This window comes from Petropleomorpha daqingensis (assembly GCF_013408985.1).
Lineage (GTDB): Bacteria > Actinomycetota > Actinomycetes > Mycobacteriales > Geodermatophilaceae > Petropleomorpha > Petropleomorpha daqingensis.
Genome location: NZ_JACBZT010000001.1, coordinates 839,752 through 859,768 on the forward strand (window position 1 = coordinate 839,752; position 20,017 = coordinate 859,768).

15 protein-coding genes are annotated in these 20,017 nt (G+C 75.5%); 4 read left to right on the forward strand and 11 right to left on the reverse strand.

The features are described from left to right. Positions 1-25: 25 nt before the first annotated feature. The 3 genes from GGQ55_RS04125 to GGQ55_RS04135 form a co-directional block, all read right to left on the reverse strand. Positions 26-358 (reverse strand): WhiB family transcriptional regulator, encoded by a 333-nt coding sequence (locus GGQ55_RS04125; protein WP_366488703.1) that lies wholly within the window; start codon positions 356-358, stop codon positions 26-28. Positions 359-501: 143 nt separating this feature from the next. Beyond that, positions 502-783: a hypothetical protein gene (locus GGQ55_RS04130; RefSeq protein ID WP_179715248.1), complete on the reverse strand. Its 282-nt coding sequence runs from the start codon at positions 781-783 to the stop codon at positions 502-504. 189 nt (positions 784-972) lie between these two features. Beyond that, positions 973-2,991, reverse strand: a complete 2,019-nt coding sequence (locus GGQ55_RS04135) for an ATP-dependent helicase (protein WP_179715249.1) — start codon at positions 2,989-2,991, stop codon at positions 973-975. A 157-nt stretch (positions 2,992-3,148) separates the two neighbouring features. Between GGQ55_RS04135 and GGQ55_RS04140 the strand changes: the two genes are divergently transcribed. The 3 genes from GGQ55_RS04140 (at position 3,149) to GGQ55_RS04150 (ending at position 4,817) form a co-directional block, all read left to right on the forward strand. After that, positions 3,149-3,421, forward strand: a complete 273-nt coding sequence (locus GGQ55_RS04140; RefSeq protein ID WP_179715250.1) for a mycoredoxin — start codon at positions 3,149-3,151, stop codon at positions 3,419-3,421. 110 nt (positions 3,422-3,531) lie between these two features. Next, positions 3,532-4,170: an ANTAR domain-containing protein gene (locus tag GGQ55_RS04145; RefSeq protein WP_366488705.1), complete on the forward strand. Its 639-nt coding sequence runs from the start codon at positions 3,532-3,534 to the stop codon at positions 4,168-4,170. A gap of 131 nt (positions 4,171-4,301) precedes the next feature. Then, positions 4,302-4,817, forward strand: coding sequence for a nucleoside/nucleotide kinase family protein (locus tag GGQ55_RS04150; protein WP_366488706.1), 516 nt, complete (start codon positions 4,302-4,304; stop codon positions 4,815-4,817). On the opposite strand, the gene nudC is transcribed toward GGQ55_RS04150, so the two are convergent. The 6 genes from nudC to GGQ55_RS04180 all read right to left on the reverse strand — a co-directional run bounded on the left by nudC (position 4,814) and on the right by GGQ55_RS04180 (position 12,411). Next, positions 4,814-5,782: an NAD(+) diphosphatase gene (gene nudC, locus GGQ55_RS04155; protein ID WP_179715251.1), complete on the reverse strand. Its 969-nt coding sequence runs from the start codon at positions 5,780-5,782 to the stop codon at positions 4,814-4,816. The genes GGQ55_RS04150 and nudC overlap by 4 nt on opposite strands. Continuing rightward, positions 5,779-7,143: a M16 family metallopeptidase gene (locus GGQ55_RS04160; protein ID WP_179715252.1), complete on the reverse strand. Its 1,365-nt coding sequence runs from the start codon at positions 7,141-7,143 to the stop codon at positions 5,779-5,781. The genes nudC and GGQ55_RS04160 overlap by 4 nt, the downstream gene beginning before the upstream one ends. Next, positions 7,140-8,450 (reverse strand): M16 family metallopeptidase, encoded by a 1,311-nt coding sequence (locus tag GGQ55_RS04165; protein WP_179715253.1) that lies wholly within the window; start codon positions 8,448-8,450, stop codon positions 7,140-7,142. The genes GGQ55_RS04160 and GGQ55_RS04165 overlap by 4 nt, the downstream gene beginning before the upstream one ends. Positions 8,451-8,597: 147 nt before the next feature. Continuing rightward, entirely contained in the window at positions 8,598-9,491 is an 894-nt protein-coding gene (locus GGQ55_RS04170) for a DUF2510 domain-containing protein (RefSeq protein ID WP_179715254.1), read from the reverse strand. Positions 9,492-9,542: 51 nt separating this feature from the next. After that, positions 9,543-11,015 (reverse strand): serine/threonine-protein kinase, encoded by a 1,473-nt coding sequence (locus GGQ55_RS04175; RefSeq protein WP_179715255.1) that lies wholly within the window; start codon positions 11,013-11,015, stop codon positions 9,543-9,545. Continuing rightward, positions 10,999-12,411 (reverse strand): dipeptidase, encoded by a 1,413-nt coding sequence (locus GGQ55_RS04180; protein WP_179715256.1) that lies wholly within the window; start codon positions 12,409-12,411, stop codon positions 10,999-11,001. The genes GGQ55_RS04175 and GGQ55_RS04180 overlap by 17 nt, the downstream gene beginning before the upstream one ends. A 47-nt stretch (positions 12,412-12,458) precedes the next feature. Between GGQ55_RS04180 and GGQ55_RS04185 the strand changes: the two genes are divergently transcribed. After that, complete coding sequence (locus GGQ55_RS04185; RefSeq protein WP_179715257.1) at positions 12,459-13,307, forward strand: alpha/beta fold hydrolase; 849 nt, start codon at positions 12,459-12,461, stop codon at positions 13,305-13,307. An 84-nt stretch (positions 13,308-13,391) separates the two neighbouring features. Here GGQ55_RS04185 and GGQ55_RS04190 read toward each other — a convergent pair whose 3' ends face one another. Further along, positions 13,392-16,694: an ATP-dependent helicase gene (locus tag GGQ55_RS04190; RefSeq protein WP_179715258.1), complete on the reverse strand. Its 3,303-nt coding sequence runs from the start codon at positions 16,692-16,694 to the stop codon at positions 13,392-13,394. Next, positions 16,691-19,897: an ATP-dependent helicase gene (locus tag GGQ55_RS04195; RefSeq protein ID WP_366488709.1), complete on the reverse strand. Its 3,207-nt coding sequence runs from the start codon at positions 19,895-19,897 to the stop codon at positions 16,691-16,693. Before GGQ55_RS04195 ends, GGQ55_RS04190 begins: the two co-directional genes overlap by 4 nt. Between the last annotated feature and the right edge of the window lie 120 nt (positions 19,898-20,017).

Consider the following 20,017-nt stretch of genomic DNA (forward strand, 5'->3'; position numbering starts at 1 on the left):
ATCGGTTCGGTCGGTCGCTGGTGCCTCACGCCGCCACCTCCTTGCGCGGACGGCCCCGCGGGCGCTTGCGCGCGATCACGACGCCTCGTTCGAAGATCTCGCCACCCCAGACACCCCACGGCTCGCCGCGGTCGAGCGCGCCGGCCAGGCACGCCGCCTGCACGGGGCAGTCGGTGCAGAAGCTCTTCGCGAGCTCCAGCTGGGCCGGGCTCTCGGCGAACCACAGCTCCGGGTCCTCGACCCGGCACGGCAGCGGCCGGCGGGTCGGGGCCGGGGCCAGCGGAAGCCTCGGTCGTCTCGGGGTGGGGCCACCTGACCGGGGGAGCCCGGTACGGCGGTGGGCCATCGTCTGCTGCACTGCCGCTCTCCTCCTCGTTCTCGTCCTGCGACGGCCGGCGGGGGCCCGCCGACCGTTGGTCGGGGCCGGGAGTCGCGGACATGTAAAAGGCCGCGGATCCCGGATCTCGGGTTCCGCGGCCTCGGAGGAGGACCGGCGAGCGGTTAGCTCTTCGGTCTCCCCGGGGGTTGGATCCCGAGGGGGGTGGTGCCGTCGTTCTGGGTGCTGATCGGGTCGTGCTGCGAAGCCAGCGGGGAAACGAAGCCGAAGCCCGCGACCTCCGCGCGGAGCCGCGCCATGCCGGCAGCGGGCACACGGGTCCCCTGGGCAGTCGCGAGAGGCGCGATCAGGGACGGCAGGGCGGTGGCGCAGGCGTACGGACGCGCGACAACGCTCCCCGTGCCGGGAACCCAGGCGGGAGCGAACGAGATGGTGTTGGTGATCATCAGTGCCCCCTCCTTCCCGGGGTCGGAGCGCAGCCGGTCGGCCGCCTCATGTCTGGACGCTCGCTACGTGCTCGCGAGCGCAGAAAGGACAGTAAGGGGGCGGGTTGTGACGGTCAACGCAATTAACGAAGTGTTCCCCGAAGGGGTCGACGAACCGGCTCCGCACCGTCTCGCCGTCGCCCTCTGCGGTCAGCCGCTCACCGTGGCGAGGACGTCCTCGCCGTAGAGCTCGAGCTTGCGGGCACCGATGCCGGGCAGTCCGGACAGCTCCCGCAGGGACGACGGCCGGCTCTCCGCGATCGCCTGCAGGGTGGCGTCGGTGAAGACGACGTACGCCGGCACCGAGGCCGACTGGGCCGCCTGGCTGCGCCACGCGCGCAGCCGCTCGAACAGCTCCCCCGCCTCGCCCTCGAGGACGACCTTCTGCTTCTTCTCCCGGCGGCGGGCCGGCGGTGCCGTGGGCGCCGACTCCGGTGCCAGGCCGGTGAGGAACCGGCTGCGCGGCCGCGAGCGCCGTCCGCCGGGGTTGCGCGACAGCGACCACGACAGGGTCAGCTGCTCGCGGGCGCGGGTGACCGCGACGTAGAGCAGCCGGCGCTCCTCTTCCACCGCCTCCGGCCGGGACAGCGACTGGGCGATCGGCAGCACGCCGTCGACCAGGCCGACGACGAAGACGACGTCCCACTCCAGGCCCTTGGCCGCGTGCATCGAGGCGAGCGTCACGCCCTGGACGGTGGGGGCGTGCTGGGCGTCGGCCCGCTCGGCGAGGTGGGCGACGAACCCGGCGAGGTCGAGCGACGGGTTCTCGGACACCAGGTCGACGGCGAGGTCGACGAGGGCGGCGAGGGACTGCCAGCGGTCGCGCGCGGCGCCGCCGGGCGGCGGCCGGTGCTCCACCCAGCCCATCGAGGCCAGGACGTCGCGGACCGTGGGCACGAGCATGCCGGGCTCGTTGCCGCCCGCCGCGGCCCCGCGCAGCAGGACGACCGCCTCGCGGACCTCCGGCCGCTCGAAGAACCGCTCGCCGCCCTTGAGCACGTACGGGACGCCGACGTCGGTCAGCGCGTTCTCGTAGACCTCGGACTGCGCGTTGATCCGGAACAGGACGGCGATCTCGGCCGCGGGCAGGCCGGCGTCGATCAGCTCCCGGCACCGGGCCGCGACCGCGGCCGCCTCCGCCGGCTCGTCGGGGTGCTCCCGGAACACCGGCTCGGGTCCCTCGGCGCGCTGGCCGAGCAGTCGCAGCCCCGGCAGCCCCTTGCGCCGCGGCGCCTGGCCGATGAGCTTGTTGGCCAGGCCGACCACCTGCGGGGTCGACCGGTAGTCGCGCTCGAGCTTGACCACCTCGGCGTCGGGATAGCGGTCGGCGAAGCCGAGCAGGTAGTCGGGGTCGGCGCCGGTGAACGAGTAGATGGTCTGGTTCGGGTCGCCGACCACGCACACCTCGGCCCGGCCGCCCAGCCACGCGTCGAGCAGCCGCTGCTGCAGCGGGTTGACGTCCTGGTACTCGTCGACGACGAAGTGCCGGTACTGCGCGCGGACCTGCCGGGCGACGTCCTGGTGCTCCTCGAGCGTGAAGGCGGTGACCAGCAGCAGGTCCTCGAAGTCGAGGACGCCCTCGCGCTGCTTGGCCGACTCGTAGCTCTCGTAGACGCGGGCGACGGCGGCGGCCTCGAACGGCAGCTCGCGGCCGGCGGCCTGCGCGCGGGCCGGGTAGTCCTCCGGCGTGGCCAGCGTGGTCTTGGCCCACTCGATCTCGCTGGCGAGGTCGCGCAGGCTGGTGCGGTCGGTGGACAGCCGCGCACGCGAGGCGGCCGAGGCGACCAGCCGCAGCTTGTTCTCCACCAGCCCGGGCAGCGGCCCGCCCAGCACCCGCGGGGCGAAGTAGCGCAGCTGGCGCAGCGCGGCGGCGTGGAAGGTGCGCGCCTGGACGCCACCGACCCCGAGCGAGGCGAGCCGGCCGCGCAGCTCCCCCGCCGCCCGGGCGGTGAAGGTCACGGCCAGCACCTGCTCGGGCACGTACGCGCCGAGGTGCACGCCGTAGGCGATGCGGTGGGTGATGGTCCGGGTCTTGCCGGTGCCCGCGCCGGCCAGGATGCAGACCGGCCCGCTGACCGCCTGCGCCGCGGTGCGCTGCTCGTCGTCCAGCCCGGCGAGCACCACCTCGGCACCGGTGACGGTGTCCGTGCTCGGACCGATCGGCGGCATCCCCGCTCCCCTCTGCTGACGCTGCCCTCGATCCTCCCAGCCGCCGGGGACATGTCCGGGAAGCATCCCCAGGGAGCCGTTGTTCTTCCCCGTTCGGGTACCTCGTGCACAACCCGAGGTAGACCCGTGACGAACCAATCAGGGAGGATCCCCACCGATGTCTGCCGCCGTGTCCGCCGTGACGATGTACACCACCACCTGGTGCGGTTACTGCGTCCGCCTCAAGAAGCTCATGCAGCGCGAGGGCATCGACTACGCCGAGGTCGACATCGAGGTCGACGAGTCGGCGGCGGACGTCGTCATGGCGGCCAACGGCGGCAACCGGACGGTGCCTACTCTTGTCTTCGCCGACGGCACCGCCCTGACCAACCCGAGCATCGACCAGGTCAAGGCTGCTCTCTCACAGTCATCGAGGTTGAACGGCGCGTGATCCCTGGACCGCGGCCCCCGAAGGGGCAAGATCGCCCCGGAGCGGGCCGCGACCGCGGCCACGCCCATGTCCGGCCGTTGCGGCCGGGCCACACGGTGGAGGGCCCCGGGGTGAACGCGCGGAGCGAGCGGACCGGCGTGGCCGGCTGCCCGGACTCCGTGACCCTTCCGCTGCTCCCCGACTCGCCGCCGGTCGCGCTGGTGCGCACCGCGCGCGGCTGGTCGGTGGTGTGCCCGGCCGGCGGTGAGCCGGTCGAGGGGCTGCTCGAGGGGCTGACCCTCGCCGACGTGATCGCCGACGAGCTCGGGCAGCAGCTCGAGCCCGACCGCACCGCCCGGCGCTCCGCCCGCGGTCCCGCGCCCACCGAGGCGGAGGACCCGCGCGACGCGCGCATCGCCGCGCTCGAGCGCACCGTCGCCCAGCTGGAGCACGCCCTCGCCGCCCGCGTCTCCACCGAGCGGGCCATCGGCGTGCTCGCCGAGCGCGAGGGGTGCAGCCCCCGGGAGGCGTTCGAAGGGCTGCGCCAGCAGGCGCGCTCGTCGGGCCGCCCGGTGGTCGAGCTCGCCCGCGAGGTGCTCGACTCGCTGCCCGACGCCCCGGTCGCGATCGCCCCGGTGCCCGACGCCGAGCCGGCCGCGGCCGGACCCGCGCCGGCACCGCGGCCGCGCGCACCGCTCGCGCGCCGCGCGGAGCACCCGCGTACCCGGTTCGGTGCCGCACCCGGCGCCACCGGGGAAGCTCTCTCCTGAGCGCTCCGCAGCCGCTCAGCCCGGCCGCCCTGGCCGATCGCCTCGCCGCCGCGCTGGCCGACCTCGCGCCCGAGCCCGGTGCCACCGCGCTGCGCGTCGCCGTCGACGGCCCGCCGGCGGCCGCTCCCGAGGTGCTCGCGCAGGCCGTCGCCGCGCTGCTGCCGGCGCGCGGCCGGGCCGCCGTCGTCGTCCCCGCGTCCGGCTTCTACCGGCCGGCGTCCCTGCGGCTGGAGCACGGGCGCACCGACCCCGACGCGCGCTACACCGACTGGCTCGACGCCGGGGCGCTGGCCCGCGAGGTGCTCGACCCGCTCGGCCCCGGCGGCAGCGGCGAGTACCTGCCGGTCCTGTGGGACGTCGACCGCGACCGCGCCGCCCGCGCCGACCGGCAGCCGATGCCCCCGGACGGCGTGCTGCTCGTCGCCGGGGCGCTGCTGCAGGGGCTGGGGCTCGCCTTCGACGTCGTCGTCCACCTGCGGATGAGCCCGGCCGCGCGCCGCCGCCGCACCCCGGACGGCGACGCGTGGGAACTGCCCGCGTTCGACCGCTACGACGCCGAGGTCGACCCGGCGGCGCTGGCCGACGCCGTGGTGCTCGCCGACCACCCGGAGAAGCCTGCGCTGATCGTCGCCGGCCGACTGGCCTAGAGGTCGCCCTCGACCCAGCGGTCGATGATGTACCGGGCGATCGACACCGGCGGCGGCAGCGCCCGCGGCCCCGCGCCGGAGCGGAGCTCGTCGCGGGTGAACCAGCGGGCCTCCTCGATCTCGTCCTCGTCGAGGTGCAGCGTCGCGTCGCCGTCCACCCGGGCGGTGAAGCCGAGCATCAGCGACTGCGGGAACGGCCACGGCTGGCTGGCGACGTAGCGGACGTCGGTGACCCGCAGCCCAACCTCCTCGGCCACCTCGCGGGCGACCGCGCCCTCCGCCGACTCCCCCGGCTCGACGAACCCGGCGAGGATGGAGAACCGCCCCGGCGGCCACACCGCCTGCCGGCCGAGCACGCACCGGTCGCCGCCGTCGTGGACGAGCATGATCACGGCCGGGTCGGTGCGCGGGAAGATCTCGGCGCCGGTCTCCGGGTCGCGCTGCACCCAGCCGGCCTTCTCGATCGTGGTCGCGGCGCCGGACAGCGGGCTGAACCGGTTGCGCTCGTGCCACTCGAGGATGCCGATGGCCTGCGCGAGCAGCCCGGCGTCGAGGTCGCCGAGGTCGGCGCCGATCTCCCGCAGCCCGGTCCAGGTGTCCACGGGCCGGCCGTTCACGGTCAGCGCCCGCTCGCCGCGCTGCGCGGCGTAGGAGACGCCGTCGGACTCGCCGAGGTAGACCGCGCCGAGGGGCAGCTCGGGCTGCTCGTCCCACACCAGCTCCGGGCCGTTCGGGCCCTCGTGCACGGGAACGGCGCGCTTGTCGTCGACGGTGAGCACGCGGACCGACCGGCCCCGGGCGGGGTCGTCGAGGTCGCGCCACCGGTGCCCGCGGTCGTGCCCCGAGCGGGACAGGATCGGGATCGCGCCGGTGGTGGCCCGGCTCGACTCCGGCCAGGCCGACTCGGTGACAGGGGTGACCGACGGCGGCGGGTTGTCGGCCGGTGTGCTGCCCGGGACCGTCATTCCTCCACCTCGCCGGCGGCGACCTCGACCGGCCCGAGCGCGCGCAGCGGCTCGGTGATCACGTCGGCGTCCCCGACGACCACCGCGGTCAGCCCCGAGGGCGCGAGGTAGCGGCGGGCGACGTCCTGCACCTGCTCGACGGTGACCTCGGCCAGCGCGCGCTGGTGCTCGGCCAGCCAGTCGCTGGGCAGCCCGGCGCCGAGCAGCGCCGACAGCGTGCTGGCCAGCCCCGCGTGCGTGGCCGTCGACAGCGCCATGCTGCCGAGCACGTAGCGACGGGCGGCGTCCAGCTCGGCCTCCGTGACCGGGGTGAGCGCGATCCGCCCCAGCTCGTACTGCGTCTCGAGCAGGGCCGGTGCGGTCACCTCGGTGGCGACGTCGGCCTCCACCAGGAAGGACGACGACGCGACGAGGTGGTCCACCGAGCTGCGCGGGCTGTAGGTGTAGCCGCGGCGCTCGCGGATGTTCTCCACCAGCCGCGAGGAGAAGTAGCCGCCGAAGACCATGTTCGCCAGCCGCACCGCCGGCAGGTCCGGGTCGGTGCGCCCGGGCGCCGGGCCGCCGAGGCGGATGTTCGACTGCACCGCGCCGCGGCGGTCGACGATCTCCAGGGCACCGGGGGCGATCGCCGGCACGTCCGGGGCGGTGACCGCCTCCCCCTCGCGCGACCACTCGGTCAGCGCCGACCCGGCGGCGTCGATCGCGGCCTGCGGATCGAGGTCACCCACGAGCACGAGCGTGCTGCCGGCCGGCACCAGCCGGTCGCGGTGCAGGGTCCGCAGCGCGGTGCTGCGGACCGCCAGGACCAGGTCGGGCGAGGGCAGCTGCAGGGCGTAGGGGTGGGCGCCGTAGCGGCGGGCGGCCAGCGCCGTCCGGGCGATGACGCCGGGCTGCGAGCGGGCGATGGAGATCCGCTCGGCCACCCGGGCGCGCTCCCCCTCGACCTGGTCGTTCGGGTACGCCGCGCTGGTCAGCAGCTCGGCCAGCACGCCGAGCACCGGCGCCAGCCCTTCGGGCAGCAGCGTCGTGGACAGCAGCAGGCGGTCGGGGTCGGCCGACACCGACAGCTCGGCGCCGTGCCCCTGCAGCAGCTGGGCGATCTCGGTCTGGTCGTGCGCGGCCGTGCCGAGCAGCACGGCCCCGGAGAGGACGGCGGTGCGGGCCGTGTGCGTGGCGGCGCTGCGGGCGCTGGTCGCCGCGAACGGCACCCGCAGCCGCAGCTCGACCAGCGGCACCCCGGGCCGGGGGACGACGACCACCCGCAGGCCGCTGGGCAGCACGGTCTCGGTGACCTCCGGGACCGGCTGCGGCCGGGGCTCGCCGAGCGGCGGGATCAGCGACAGGTCGAGGGCGGTGCTCACTTGGCACCCCCGGTCGCGCGCAGCTCGAGGACCGCCGCGGTGTCCGGATCGAGTCCCCGCGCCGCCGCCTGCACCTGCTCGGGGGTGACGGCAGCCAGCCGGGCGGCGAGCTCGCCGGCCAGTTCCGCGCGGCCGTGGATCAGCTCGGCGGCGGCGAAGCCGAGGGTGCGGCCGAGCACCGAGTCGGCCTGGCGCAGCAGCTGGGCCTCGGTGCGGGCCTGCACGCGGGCCAGTTCGTCGGCCGGGACGCCGTCCTGGGCCACCTTGGCGATCTCCTCGTGGACGGCGGCCAGCACCGTGTCCACCCCGACGGCGGCCGGGTGGTGCACCTGGGTGGTGAGCAGCGTGGCGTCGCGGACGTCGAACGGGTCGCCGAACAGCCCGACGTAGCTGCTCTGCGCGATCGCGATCCGGTCGTCGTGGATCAGGCGGCGCTCCAACCGCGAGGCGTCGCCCTCGCTGAGCAGCTCGGAGAGCAGCACGGTGCCCAGGTAGGTGTCGAGGTCACCGACCGGGTCCGGGACCCGCCAGCCGACCGCGACCGCGGGCGCCGGGGCGAGCCGGTCCTCGACCTCGCCGCGACGGGGGCCGGTCGGCGACGGCTCGCCGGTCGGCGGCAGCGGCGGCACCGGCCGGGCCGGCACGGGGCCGAACCAGCGGCGGACCAGCTCCTCGGTCTCGGCCACGTCGAGGTCACCGCCGATGCACAGGACGGCGTTGCCCGGGGCGTAGTACGTGGAGAAGAAGTCCGCGGCGTCGTCGACCGTCGAGGACTCCAGGTCGACGAACGAGCCGTAGCCGTCGTGGGTGTTGGCGAAGCTCTCGAACGCGATCTGCGGCAGCTGCAGCCACGGGAAGGCGCCGTAGGGCCGGTTGAGCACGTTGACCCGGATCTCCTCCTTGACCACGTCGATCTGGTTGCGGAGGTTCTCCTCGGTGATCGCCGGGGCGGCCATCCGGTCGGCCTCGAGGAACAGCGCGCGCTCGAGGGCCTCGGCGGGCAGCGCCTCGAAGTAGTTCGTGTAGTCCTGGTGGGTCGAGCCGTTGAACGTCCCCCCGGCCGCCTGGACCAGCCGCGCGTGCTCCATCTTCGGCACGTGCGCCGAGCCCTGGAACATCATGTGCTCGAAGAGGTGGGCGAAACCGGTGCGGCCCTCGGGCTCGTTGCGCATGCCGACGTCGTAGAAGACGCTGACCGCCACGACCGGCACACTGCGGTCGGGAGCGAGGACGACGCGCAACCCGTTGTCGAGCGAGAAGCGCTCCACCGGGTGCCGCAGAGTCAGTTCGGCCCCAGCTGCTGTCACGGCAGCGACACTAACCGCGCGGTGCGGTGCCCCGCCGTCCCGGTCTCCTGCGGACAGCGTTTGATCAGGTCACCTGATCGAAAGCTGTCCTCCTGCAGCAGCGTTGATGCGGGGGGACAGCATTTGATCAGGGAACCTGATCCACGCTCAGAGCACCTGGACGTTCTCGATGACCTGGTCGATGACGCCGTAGAGCTCGGCGTGCGTGTTCGGGATCGAGATGTAGAGCAGCGCCGGCGCGTGGCGACCGACGTCCACCAGCAGCAGCGCGGCTCGCTCGCCGGTGGAGTCGTAGCCGGCCACGTGCCAGGTCAGGTCGAACTCGTAGAGCCAGGCGGCGTGCCCGTCGACAGTGCGCGCCTCGTCGCGGCGTACCTCGCGCTCGTTCGGCGCCGGGTAGTAGTTGCCGCGGACGCTGTCGCCCACCTGCTCCGTGGTGCTCTGCAGCGTCGACGGTCCGGCCCAGCCGAGTCCGTCGGCGAGCGGACCGGACGTCACCTGCGCGATGAAGACCTCGCCGGAGTCGGGCAGGTGGTCCTGGGTGACGAAGTACTGACCGGCGACGGCGGTCGTCTCGTACTCGCCCCAGAGATTCCACTCCAGCCAGTTCTCCCCCAGCCACGGGTAGGACAGCCCGGAGGTGTTGTCGAAGATCCGCGTCGTCCCCGGGGCGAAGGTCGGGCCGGGCGGCACCGCCGGCGAGGACACCGGCGGGTCGGCGATCCGGGTCGCGCCGTCGTTCGAGCCGTTGACCAGCGCGACCACGAGGACGACGACGAGCGCGACCAGCGACAGCCCGACGACCAGGCCCTTCGGGAACGGCCGCTGCGGCCGCTCCGGGGAGGCCAGCGTGCCCGAGGACGACGTCCCCGTCGACCTCGGCGCCGGCGGCGCGAGCACCGGTGACCGCTGCACGGTGACGCCGGGACCCGCCGGCGTGGTCACGTCCGACCAGCTCACGCCGTTCCACCAGCGCACGTAGCCGGGCGCGCCGTCCGGGTCGGGGTACCAGCCGGGCGCCGGTGTACCGGGCTCGCTCACGCCTGAACTGTAGGTCGTGGTGCGGGCCGGGCAGGAGTCCTTCCCCGCCGATCAGGTCGCGTGGGAGTCCCACCAGCCGGCCAGGGCGCCGAGGCCGTCCTCGCCGCCGCCGCGCTTCTGGACCACCGCGCGGAAGCCCTGGTCGCTGACGGTCCAGGTGACCACCGTGTCGCCCTGGTCGTCGACGTAGCAGGCGAACCGCCCGGCGGGGACGTCGTTGCCGTCGGCGTCCTCGCGCTGCCAGGTGAAGGCGCCCGGCCCGTCGGAGCAGTCGCTGGAGGACTCGATGGACGGCAGCTCGCGGTGCCCGATGTCGGCGTCGAAGGCGGAGTCGGCGGCGGCGCCCCCGGAGTACAGCACGTACCGCGCCTCGGTCGGGCCGTCGTCGGAGGTGGCCGGTCCGCAGCCCAGCGCGGTGAGCGCAGCGCCGGTGCCCTCGGCGCGGGTGCAGTCGCCGACGTCGTCCGGCAGGTACTCGCGCAGCAGCCGCTGCTGGGCGTCGGTGGCGGCCTTCCCCTCGTCGCGGGCCTCCAGCGCCCACAGCGGCCAGCCGGCGACGGCGATCGCCGCCAGCAGCGCGGCGGCGACGGGCAGCCACCAGCGGCGACGACCGGGTGGCGGCGGAACCGGCTGCGCCGGCGGGGCGGGCTGCACGGCGGTCGCCGAACGGGTGGGCACGGTCTCCAGCGCGGCCCTCGCGGCCGCGGCCAGCTCGCCGGCGCTGTCCCAGCGCTGCGCCGGGTCCTTGGCCAGGCCCCGCAGCACGACGTCGTCCATGCCCGGCGGCAGCCCGGGGCGCAGCGCGCCGGGTGGGGGCGGTGGCTGCTGCAGGTGCGCGTACATGAGCCCGGCGGCGTCCGGGGCGAGGAACGGGGTGCGGCCGGTGAGCAGCTCGGTGAGCACGCAGGCCAGCGAGTAGACGTCGCTGCGCCGGTCGTAGAGCCGGCCGTCGAAGCGCTCCGGCGCCATGTAGCCGGCGCTGCCGATCGCCAGGCCGGTGCCGGTCAGCGGGGTGGCCGGGTCCTCGGCGGTCGCGGCGATGCCGAAGTCGACGAGGTACACGAACGTCCCGCCGCGGGCGAGCAGCACGTTGGACGGCTTGACGTCGCGGTGCACCAGGCCGTCGGCGTGCGCGGCGTCGAGCGCGGCGGCGACCTGGGTGACCACCTCGACGGCGAAGGCGGGCGGCTGCGCGCCCTCGCGGGCCAGCCGGGCGGCCAGGCTCTCCCCCTCGACCAGCCGCATGTCGAGGAACAGCCGCCCGTCGATCTCGCCGTAGCGGTGGATCGGGACGACGTGCGGTTCCCGCAGCCGGGCGACCACCCGGGCCTCGCGGCGGAACCGCTCCCGGTACACCTCGTCGGCCGCCCACGGCTCGCCGAGCACCTTGAGCGCGACCTCCCGGTCGTGCTCGTCGTCGTGGGCCTGCCAGACCTGGCCCATGCCGCCCTGGCCGAGCAGCCGCAGCAACCGGTACGCGCCGAAGCGCGGACCGGTCGACCCCTGTTCAGCCCCGGCGGACACCGGCCAGCTCGCGCCACAGGTGGGCGACGGCTTCTGCGCCGCGGTGCAGCATCGACAGCAGCACCCGCTCGTTGGGCGAGTGGATCCGGTCGGTGGGCAGGCCGGCGCCGAGGAAGACCAGCGGCGCGCCGAGCTGCTCGACCAGGTCGGCCTCCGGCCCGCTGCCGCCCTCCTTCAGGAACAGCACGTCGTCCGGGGCGCCGTCCCAGGCCTGGGCGATCGCGGTGAGCAGCGCGGCCATCCACGGCGAGTCCAGGTCGCTGGCGCACGGTGCGACGCCGCCGGGCGGCGCGTGCACCTCGGCCTCGACTCCCTCGGGCAGGTTGGCCTCGACCCATGCCTTGACCTGCTCGGCGACGTCCTCCGGCCGCTGGTCGGCGACCAGCCGGAAGGTGAGCTTGGCGTGCGCCTCGGCCGGGATGATCGTCTTGTGGCCCGGCCCCTGGTAGCCGCCCCAGATGCCGTTGACCTCGCCGGTGGGCCGGGCGCCGAGCCGCTCGAGGGTGCTGAACCCGGCCTCCCCGGCCGCGACCGAGCCCGCCGCCGGGCCGGCCAGCCACTCGGCCTCGTCGAACGGCACGCGGCTCATCAGCTCGCGCTCGCGGTCGGACAGCGGGCGGACCTTGTCGTAGAACCCGGGCAGGGTGACCCGGCCCTTGTCGTCGTGCAGGCTCGCCAGCAGCTCGGCCAGGGCGTGCAGCGGGTTGGGGACGGCGCCGCCGAAGGACCCGGAGTGCAGGTCGACGGCGGGTCCGCGCAGCGTGATCTCGGCGTCGGCGAGGCCGCGCATCGAGGTCACCGCGCTGGGCAGGTGCGGGGCGGCCATGCCGGTGTCGCTGACGACGACGACGTCGCAGTCGAGCCGGTCGCGGCGCTCGCGCAGCAGGTCGGCGAAGTGCGGTGAGCCGGACTCCTCCTCGCCCTCGATGAGCAGCTTGACCGTGACCGCGGGGGTGTCGCGGCCGGTGGCGGCGAGGTGGGCGCGCATGCCGAGCAGGTGCATGGCGACGTTGCCCTTGTCGTCGATGGCGCCGCGGGCGTGCAGCTCGGGGCCGTCGGCGCCCTCGACCACCGTCGGCTCGAAGGGCGGGTGCACCCACAGCTCCAGGGGGTCGACCGGCTGCACGTCGTGGTGGCCGTAGACCAGCGCGACCGGCGCGCCGGGGTCGGCCGAGGGCCACTCGGCGTAGACGGCGGGCGCACCGGGGGTCGGCCAGATCTCGACAGTCGGGAAGCCGATCCGGCGCAGCGCCTCGGCCAGCCACTCGGCGCTGCGGGCCACCTCGGGCGCCAGCGCGGGATCGGCCGAGATCGACGGGATGCGCAGCCAGGCGTCCAGGTCGGCGTGGAGGTCGTCGAGGTGGGACCGGACGTACTCGCGCTCGGGGCTGGTCACGGTCTCCGACCGTAGCCGTGCTCGCGGCGGCAGCTAACGTCCGGGCCATGCCCGCTGAGCTCCTCAAGGTCGATGTCGGTGACCTGACCTTCGACCTCCGCGTCGACGGCCCGGACGACGGACGGCCGGTGCTGCTGCTGCACGGCTTCCCGGAGACGTCGGCGTCCTGGGCGAAGGTGGCGCCGCTGCTGGCCGAGGCGGGCCTGCGCACCTATGCACCGGACCAGCTCGGCTACTCCCCCGGTGCCCGGCCGGCGGAGGTCGACGCGTACGCGCTGACCAACCTGACGCAGGTCACCGCCGACCTGATGACCGCGCTGGAGATCCCGCGCGCCGACGTCGTCGGGCACGACTGGGGCGCGCAGGTCGCGTGGGGGCTGGCCGCGTGGCACTCCGACCGTGTGCGCTCGCTGACCGCGGTGTCGGTGCCGCACCCGGCGGCCTACACCGCCGCCTTCCGCGCCGATCCGGAGCAGAAGGAGCGCTCGGGCTACATCCGGCTGTTCTGGCAGGCCGGCAAGGCCGAGGAGGTGCTGCTCGAGGACGACCTGCGACGGATCCGCCGGATGCTCGGCCCCGAGGAGACCACCGGCGTCCCCGCGGAGGCGGTCGAGGAGTACGTCGCCGTCCTCTCCGCGCCGGGCGCGCTGACCGCGGCGCTGAACTGGTACCGGGCGATGAGCTCGGCGATCCGGGTGGACCCGGTCGAGGTGCCGACGACGTACGTGTGGAGCGACGGCGACGTCGCGATCGGCCGCACCGCCGCCGAGGCCTGCATCGACCACGTGAGCGGCGACTACCGGTTCGTCGAGCTGGCCGGGATCACGCACTGGATCCCTGAGCAGGCGCCGGAGCAGCTGGTGACCGCGATCCTGGACCGCATCGCCTCGACCTGACCCGTCGGCGACCCCAGCGTCGCCCTCGCGATGTGGCTCCGGACCACGCGGTGCAACGCGAGGGTCCCGACGACACCGCGAGGGTCAGTAGTCCTCGGGGTCCGGCGCCGGGGGTTCCTCGTCGTGCGCGGTGCCGGAGACGAGCGCGAGCAGGCCGGCCTCGTCGAGCAGGTCGACCGGCCGCAGCGTCACGTCGGCCGCGACGTGGTGGAAACCGGCGCTGACCCGCTCGACCGGCACGCCGGTGAGCCGCGACCAGCCCAGCCGGTAGGCGGCCAGCTGCACGCCGACGGCGGCCAGCTCGGCCCCGCGCGGCGGCGGCCCGGTCTTCCAGTCGATGACCTCGAACCCGCCGTCGGGGGTCGCGAAGACCGCGTCGATCCGCCCGCGCAGGGTCAACGGCCCCAGCGGCGTCTCGAACGGCACCTCGACCTCGACCGGCTGCCGGTCGGCCCAGACGCTGGCCAGGAACGCGTCCTGCAGCTCGGCCAGGGCGCCGTCCGGGGCGGCGAGCTCGTCGCCGGAGCCGGGCAGCTCGTCGAGGTCGAGCAGCCGCGCCGAGCCGAACCGCTCCTCCAGCCAGGCGTGGAACGCCGTGCCGCGGCGGGCCTGTGGCGCCGGTGCGGCCGGCATCGGGCGGCGCAGCCGGCGGGCCAGCTCACCGGGGTCTCGGCGCAGCGTCACCAGCGCCGAGACCGACAGGTGAGAGGGCAGCGGGACGTCGACGGTCGGGCTGGCGTGCGCCGCCCGCTCGCGCAGCAGCAGGTCGGCGTCGCGGATCCACTGCTCGATCTCGTCGTCCTGCTCGCCGAGGCGCTCGGTGTCCAGCGGGTGCGGCGCGGCCGACCGCACCAGTTCGGCGGCGGCGGTGAGCGCCCGCCGGCGGCCGGCGGAGAGCGGATCGGCCGGCCAGATGCCGACCGGCCACTCCTCCAGCGCGGGGTTGGTCGCGTCGTCGTCCGGCGCCGGGGCCCAGTGCATGACCGTGCCGGCACCGCCCTCGCAGGCCTCGTGCACGGTGTGCAGCAGGGACGACGGCCCGCACACGTTCTTGCCGTCGCGCCACCAGCTGCCCGAGCAGATCAGCAGGTGCCGAGCGCGGGTGACCGCGACGTAGCCCAGCCGGATCTCCTCACCGGTGCCGAAGTCCTTCCACGACTGGACGTAGTCCTCGACCGCGTTCTTCACGTCGGCCTGGTCGCCGGAGCCCGGCGGCGGCAGCACCAGAGCCGGCAGCTCCTCGCGGTCGGTGAGCCGCAGCTCGGCCGGCAGCGCACCGGGGTCCTTGATCCACGAGTCGCTGGTGTCGGTCTTCGCCGGGAACTGGTCGACGGTCATCCCGGGGACGGCGACGACGTCCCACTCGAGGCCCTTCGCCGAATGGCCGGTCAGGAGCTGGACGGCCTCGGGGTTGACGGCGACCTCGCCCGGCTCCAGACCGCGCTCGCGCTCCTCGGCGTCCTTGAGGTAGGCCAGGAACGCCGGCAGCGACGGCAGCTCGGCCAGCTCCACGAACTCGGCGGCGACGGCGTGCAGCGCATCGAGGTGCGCGCGGGCACCGGCCGGGCTGACCTCGGGTGCGCTGGCCAGCTCGGTCTCCAGCCCCAGCGTGCGGGCCACCTCGTCCACCAGGTCGGGCAGCGACTCCCCGATGCGCACGCGCAGGTGCGCCAGCTCACCGGCGAGCCGGCGCATCCGGCGGTACCCGGGCAGCGAGTACGCGTCGGCCGGGCCGAGGTCGTCGAGCGCCTCGACGATGCTGCCGCGCTCCTGCGGGCCGTCGTCGTCGGGCTGCGGGTGCCGGGCACGGACCAGCGCCCGCGCACGGTTGTTCAGCGCGGCCAGGTCGCGCGGGCCGATCCGCCACCGCGCGCCGGTGAGCAGGCGGCCGAGCGCGTCTCCGGCGCTGGGGTCGACCAGCACGGTGAGGGTGGCGACGACGTCGGACACCTCGGGGACGGCGAGCAGCCCGCCCAGGCCGACCACCTCGACCGGAACCCCTCGCTCGCGCAGCGCGGTCGCGATGCCGTGGAACTGCTTGCGCGCCCGGGCCAGGACGGCGATCGTCGGCCGCGCGCCGTCCTCGGCGTGCCAGCAGCCGGCCAGCCGGTCGGCCAGCGCCTGCGTCTCCTCGGCGATGGTGTCGTAGAGGCCGACCTCCACCGCGCCGGCGCCGGCGGTGGGCGCGGCGGTGAGGTCGGGCAGCGGCACCTCGGGCTCGGGCAGCATCGCCGCGACCGCGTTCGCGACGGCGAGGACGGCGCGGTCGTTGCGCCAGCTGGTGGCCAGGGTCAACCGCTCGGCGGTCCGCCCGGGCAACCCCGGGAAGGTGCGCGGGAAGCGCTCGATCGTGCCGGCCGACGCGCCGCGCCAGCCGTAGATCGACTGGCGGGGGTCGCCGACGGCGAGCACCGCGTGCCCGGTGTCGCCGCCGAAGAGCGCCTCGAGCATCCGCAGCTGCCCGACGCTGGTGTCCTGGTACTCGTCGAGCAGCACGACCTTCCAGCGGGCCCGCTCGCGGCGGCTCACCTCCGGGGCGGCGACGGCGACCTTCGCGGCGTAGGCGACCTGGTCGGCGTAGTCGATGGCGCCGGCCGCCCGCTTGCGGGCCTGGAACCCCTCGACGAGCGGCAGCAGCGCGGCCCGCGCGCGCTGCCGGTCGATCACCTGCTGCACCGCGGCGTAGACGCCGCGCTTGCGCCCGGCGTCGGCGTAGCCGCGCACCCGCCGCTCGAACCGCTCGGTCCAGGCGGCGAGCTGGGCCGGCGTGACGTCGTGCTCGCCGAGCTCGGCCGACAGCGCCAGCACGTCCTCGACGGTGGTGAGCAGGCTCAGCGGGACGTCGGTCATGTCGCCGGTCCACGAGCCGACGACGGCCGCGGCCTGCCCCCAGCACATGGCCGGGCCCAGGACGCCGGCGCCGGGCTCGATGCCGATCCGCAGCCCGTGCTCGGCGACCAGCGAGGCGGCGTAGCCGTGGTAGGTCGACACGGTGGGCAGCGCGAGCCCGAGCCGCTCGCGGAGCTCCGCGTCGGTGTCGGGGTGGCGGGCCAGCGCGCCCAGCCGCAACCGCACCCGCTCGTTGAGCTCGCTGGCCGCCTTGCGGGTGAAGGTGAGCCCGAGGATCGCCTCGGGCTCGACGACCCGGTTGGCCACCAGCCAGGCCACGCGGGCGGCCATCGTCTCGGTCTTGCCCGAGCCGGCGCCGGCGACGACGACCAGCGGCCGGTCGGCCGGGGCGGCGACGACCCGCGCCTGCTCGTCCGACGGCGCGTAGGACAGCCCGCAGCGCCGGGCGACCTCGGCCGGGCTCAGCAGCTCGGGTGCGGCGGCCTCGTCCGGCTCCTCCTCGAACAGGTCGTCGAAGGACAGCTGGTCGAGGCTCACCGCTGCGTCACCTGCTGGCCCCGCTCGTGCAGCGGGCAGCTGCGCCGCGACGGGCAGCGGTCGCAGTAGCTGCCGGTGCGCACCTCGAAGCTGCCGGCGCCCATGCCCTCGCCGACGGTGGCGAGCAGCTCACCGGCCCACGTCTCGGTCACCGGGACGTCGGCCGGCAGCGGCTCCTGGGCGGCCTCCTTGGCCTTGCTCCCCGACCCGATGTGCAGCAGCGCGGCCCCACCGGCCTCGCTGCCGTGCTCGCCGAACGCACCCGAGGCGATCGCTGCCTGGTAGGCCGCGAGCTGCCCGTGCTCGGCGAGCTCGTCGGCCGACGGCGTCGACTTGCCGGTCTTGAGGTCGACGACGTAGAGCCGGCCGTCGTCGTCCCGCTCCAGCCGGTCGACCTGGCCGCTGATCCGCGCCCGGCCGACCTGCACGGAGAAGTCGGCCTCGGCGGCCACGAGCTCCCGCGGGTTGCGGGTGTGCCAGGCGACGAACCGGTCGAGCATCTCGTGGGCGGCGTCGCGCTGCCGCTGGTCGGCCCAACCCGGGCCGAGGTCGAGCCGGTCCAGCTCGGTGTCGAGGACGGCGTCGGCCTGCTCGGGCGCCAGCCCCTCGGCGACCGCCTGGGCGACCTGGTGCACCGCGGTGCCGACGGTGCGGTTCGTGTCGGGCGCCGCCTCCGCGCCGACCGCGCCGAGCACCCAGCGCAACGGGCACGTGCGGAAGCCCTCGATCGCCGACGGGCGGACCCGGACCGCCTCTCCCGGGTCGACGAGCGGGGCGTCGTCCGACAGCGGAGCGAGGCCCCACCAGGTCGAGGGGTCGGCCCCGGACACCCCCTCGCCGGCGAGCCGGCTGAGCACGGAGGCGGCAGAGGACCGGCGCGCGGGCGTCTCGTGCTGGTCGGTGACCGTCCGCCGCAGCGCCGCGACCAGCGCGGACAGGGTCAGCGAGCGGGGCAGCTCGGTGTGCGGGCGACCGTCGGCCGGCGGCGGCTCGACGAGGTCGAGGAAACGGGAGGCCGCGGCGCCGGCGTCCGGCCCGTCGACGGCCCCCTCGACCGCGCTGACCACGAGCCGCTTCCGGGCGCGGGTGCACGCCACGTAGAACAGCCGCCGCTCCTCGGCGAGCGCCAGCGTGCGCCGGTCGACCGTCGGGGCGTCGAGGCCGGCGGCCCGCTCCATCAGCTCCTCGGACGCCAGCAGCGTCGTCCGATCGCGGAGGTCGGGCCAGACCCCCTCCTGCACCCCGGCGACGCAGACGAGGTCCCACTCCAGGCCCTTGGACGCGTGCGCGGTGAGCAGCCGGACCGTCTCGGCCTGCAGGGAGCGGGCGGCGCCGGTGTCGCCGGGCAGCTCTTGTGCCGAGATGTGGTCGAGGAAGGCGCGCGCGTCGGCCGAGGGCAGCCGGTCGACGAAGCCGGCGGCGGCGTCGAAGAGGGCGACGACGGCGTCGAGGTCGCGGTCGGCGACGGCGCCCGTGGGGCCGCCCGCGGCGCTGGCCCGGGCCCACTTGCGGTCCAGGCCGCTGCGCTGCCACATCGCCCAGAGCACGTCTTCGACGGTGCCGCCGTCGGCGAGGGCGACCCGGCCCGAGGCGAGGACGCCGGCCACCCGCAGCGCGGGCCGGGCGACGTGCTCGGGCAGCTCGTCGAGCAGCGTGTCGTCGGCCAGCGCGGTGGCCAGCGGGGCGTTCTTCTCGGCCGGGTCGACGCCGCGACCGTTGAGGACGATGCGGACCGCCCGGCGGAGCCGCCGCAGGTCGAGGACGGTCGCGCTGCCCAGCGGCGAGGCGAGCAGCGCCTCGGCGGCGGGCTCGTCGAGGCCGGCGGGCGCAGGGCGGCCGGGCCCGGCGGGCAGCAGCGAGGAGATCGCGGACAGGAACGGCGCCACCGCCGGCTGCGCGGCCAGCGGCAGGTCGTCGGCGGAGACGGCGACCGGCACCCCGGCCTGGGCCAGGGCCCGCCGCAGCGGCGCGAGCGCGACCGCGCTGCGGACCACGACCGCCATCTCCGACCACGGCACGCCCTCGAGCAGGTGCGCGCGGCGCAGCAGGTCGGCGAGGTAGGCGGCCTCGACGGCGGCCGACCCGAACACGTGCACCTCGGCGGCCCCTGGCTCGGTGCGCTCCCCCGCCGCCAGCCGCCGGTGCTCCCACGGCCCGGGCAGCCCCTCGGCGATCCGCCGGCTGATCCGCAGCAGCTCCTCGCCGGAGCGCCGGCAGACACCGAGCGAGACGCGGTCGGCGACGCGGCCGTCGCGGTGCCGGAAGCGCTCGGGGAACTCGCCGATGCCCCGCGGCTCGGACCCCCGGAAGGCGTAGATGGCCTGGTCGGGGTCGCCGACCACGACCAGGTTGCCGCCCCCGCCGGAGAGCAGCTGCAGCAGCTCGACCTGCGCCGGGTCGGTGTCCTGGTACTCGTCGACGAACAGCCAGCGGGCCCGGTCGCGCTCCTGGCGCAGCAGCTCGTCGTCGTCCTCGAGCTCGGCGATCGCGGCGCGCACCAGCTCGGCCTGGTCGTAGCCGGAGGCGTCACCGCGCGCGGCGGTGGCGAAGGCGGTGACGGTCTCGTACTGCTCCTGGAACGCCGCGGCGTGCACCCAGGCCGGGTGACCGAGCTCGCGACCCCAGGCGACCAGCTGCTCGGGCCCGACGCCGCGCTCGGTGGCCCGCAGCAGCAGGTCGCGCAGCTCGGCGCGGAACCCGGCGGTGGCCAGGGCCGGGGCCAGCTCGGCCGGCCAGCGGACGGCGCCCTCCTCCTCGACGTCACCGCGGAGCAGCTCGGCGACGACGGCGTCCTGTTCGGCGGCGGTCAGCAGCCGGGGCGGCGGTTCGCCGCGCAGCATCGCGGCGCGGCGCAGGACGCCGAACGCGTAGGAGTGGAACGTGCGGGCCAGTGGCTCGCGGATGGTGCGGGCGACCCGCGCGGTGACGCGGGTGCGCAGCTCGGCGGCGGCCTTGCGGCTGAAGGTCAGGACGAGGATCTGCTCGGGGTCGACGCCGTCGTCGATCCGCCGGGCGACCGCCTCGACGATCGTCGTGGTCTTGCCGGTGCCCGGTCCGGCGAGGACGAGCAGCGGACCGCCGGGGTGGTCGACGACCGCCTGCTGGGTCGGGTCCAGCACCGGGCGAGCGGCGCGCACCGGCTCGCCGGCGACGAGGCGGTAGACCGGTCCCGCGGTCTCCGTCGCGGTCCCCCGGGCTGCCACGCCTGCGATGGAAGCACGGCGTCCCGACACTTCTGCGCACCCCTGTGACGGGTGGGGCGCGTGTGGCACGGCGGCGTGACCTCGGGAAATGTCACTCCGTTGGTATCTGCTGTAGCCCTC

Coding starts and splice junctions, on each gene's coding strand:
- GGQ55_RS04130 (WP_179715248.1), bottom strand. CDS start 783: ATGATCACCAACACCATCTCGTTCGCTCCCGCCTGGGTTCCCGGCACG.
- nudC (WP_179715251.1), bottom strand. CDS start 5,782: ATGACGGTCCCGGGCAGCACACCGGCCGACAACCCGCCGCCGTCGGTC.
- GGQ55_RS04140 (WP_179715250.1), top strand. CDS start 3,149: ATGTCTGCCGCCGTGTCCGCCGTGACGATGTACACCACCACCTGGTGC.
- GGQ55_RS04185 (WP_179715257.1), top strand. CDS start 12,459: ATGCCCGCTGAGCTCCTCAAGGTCGATGTCGGTGACCTGACCTTCGAC.
- GGQ55_RS04135 (WP_179715249.1), bottom strand. CDS start 2,991: ATGCCGCCGATCGGTCCGAGCACGGACACCGTCACCGGTGCCGAGGTG.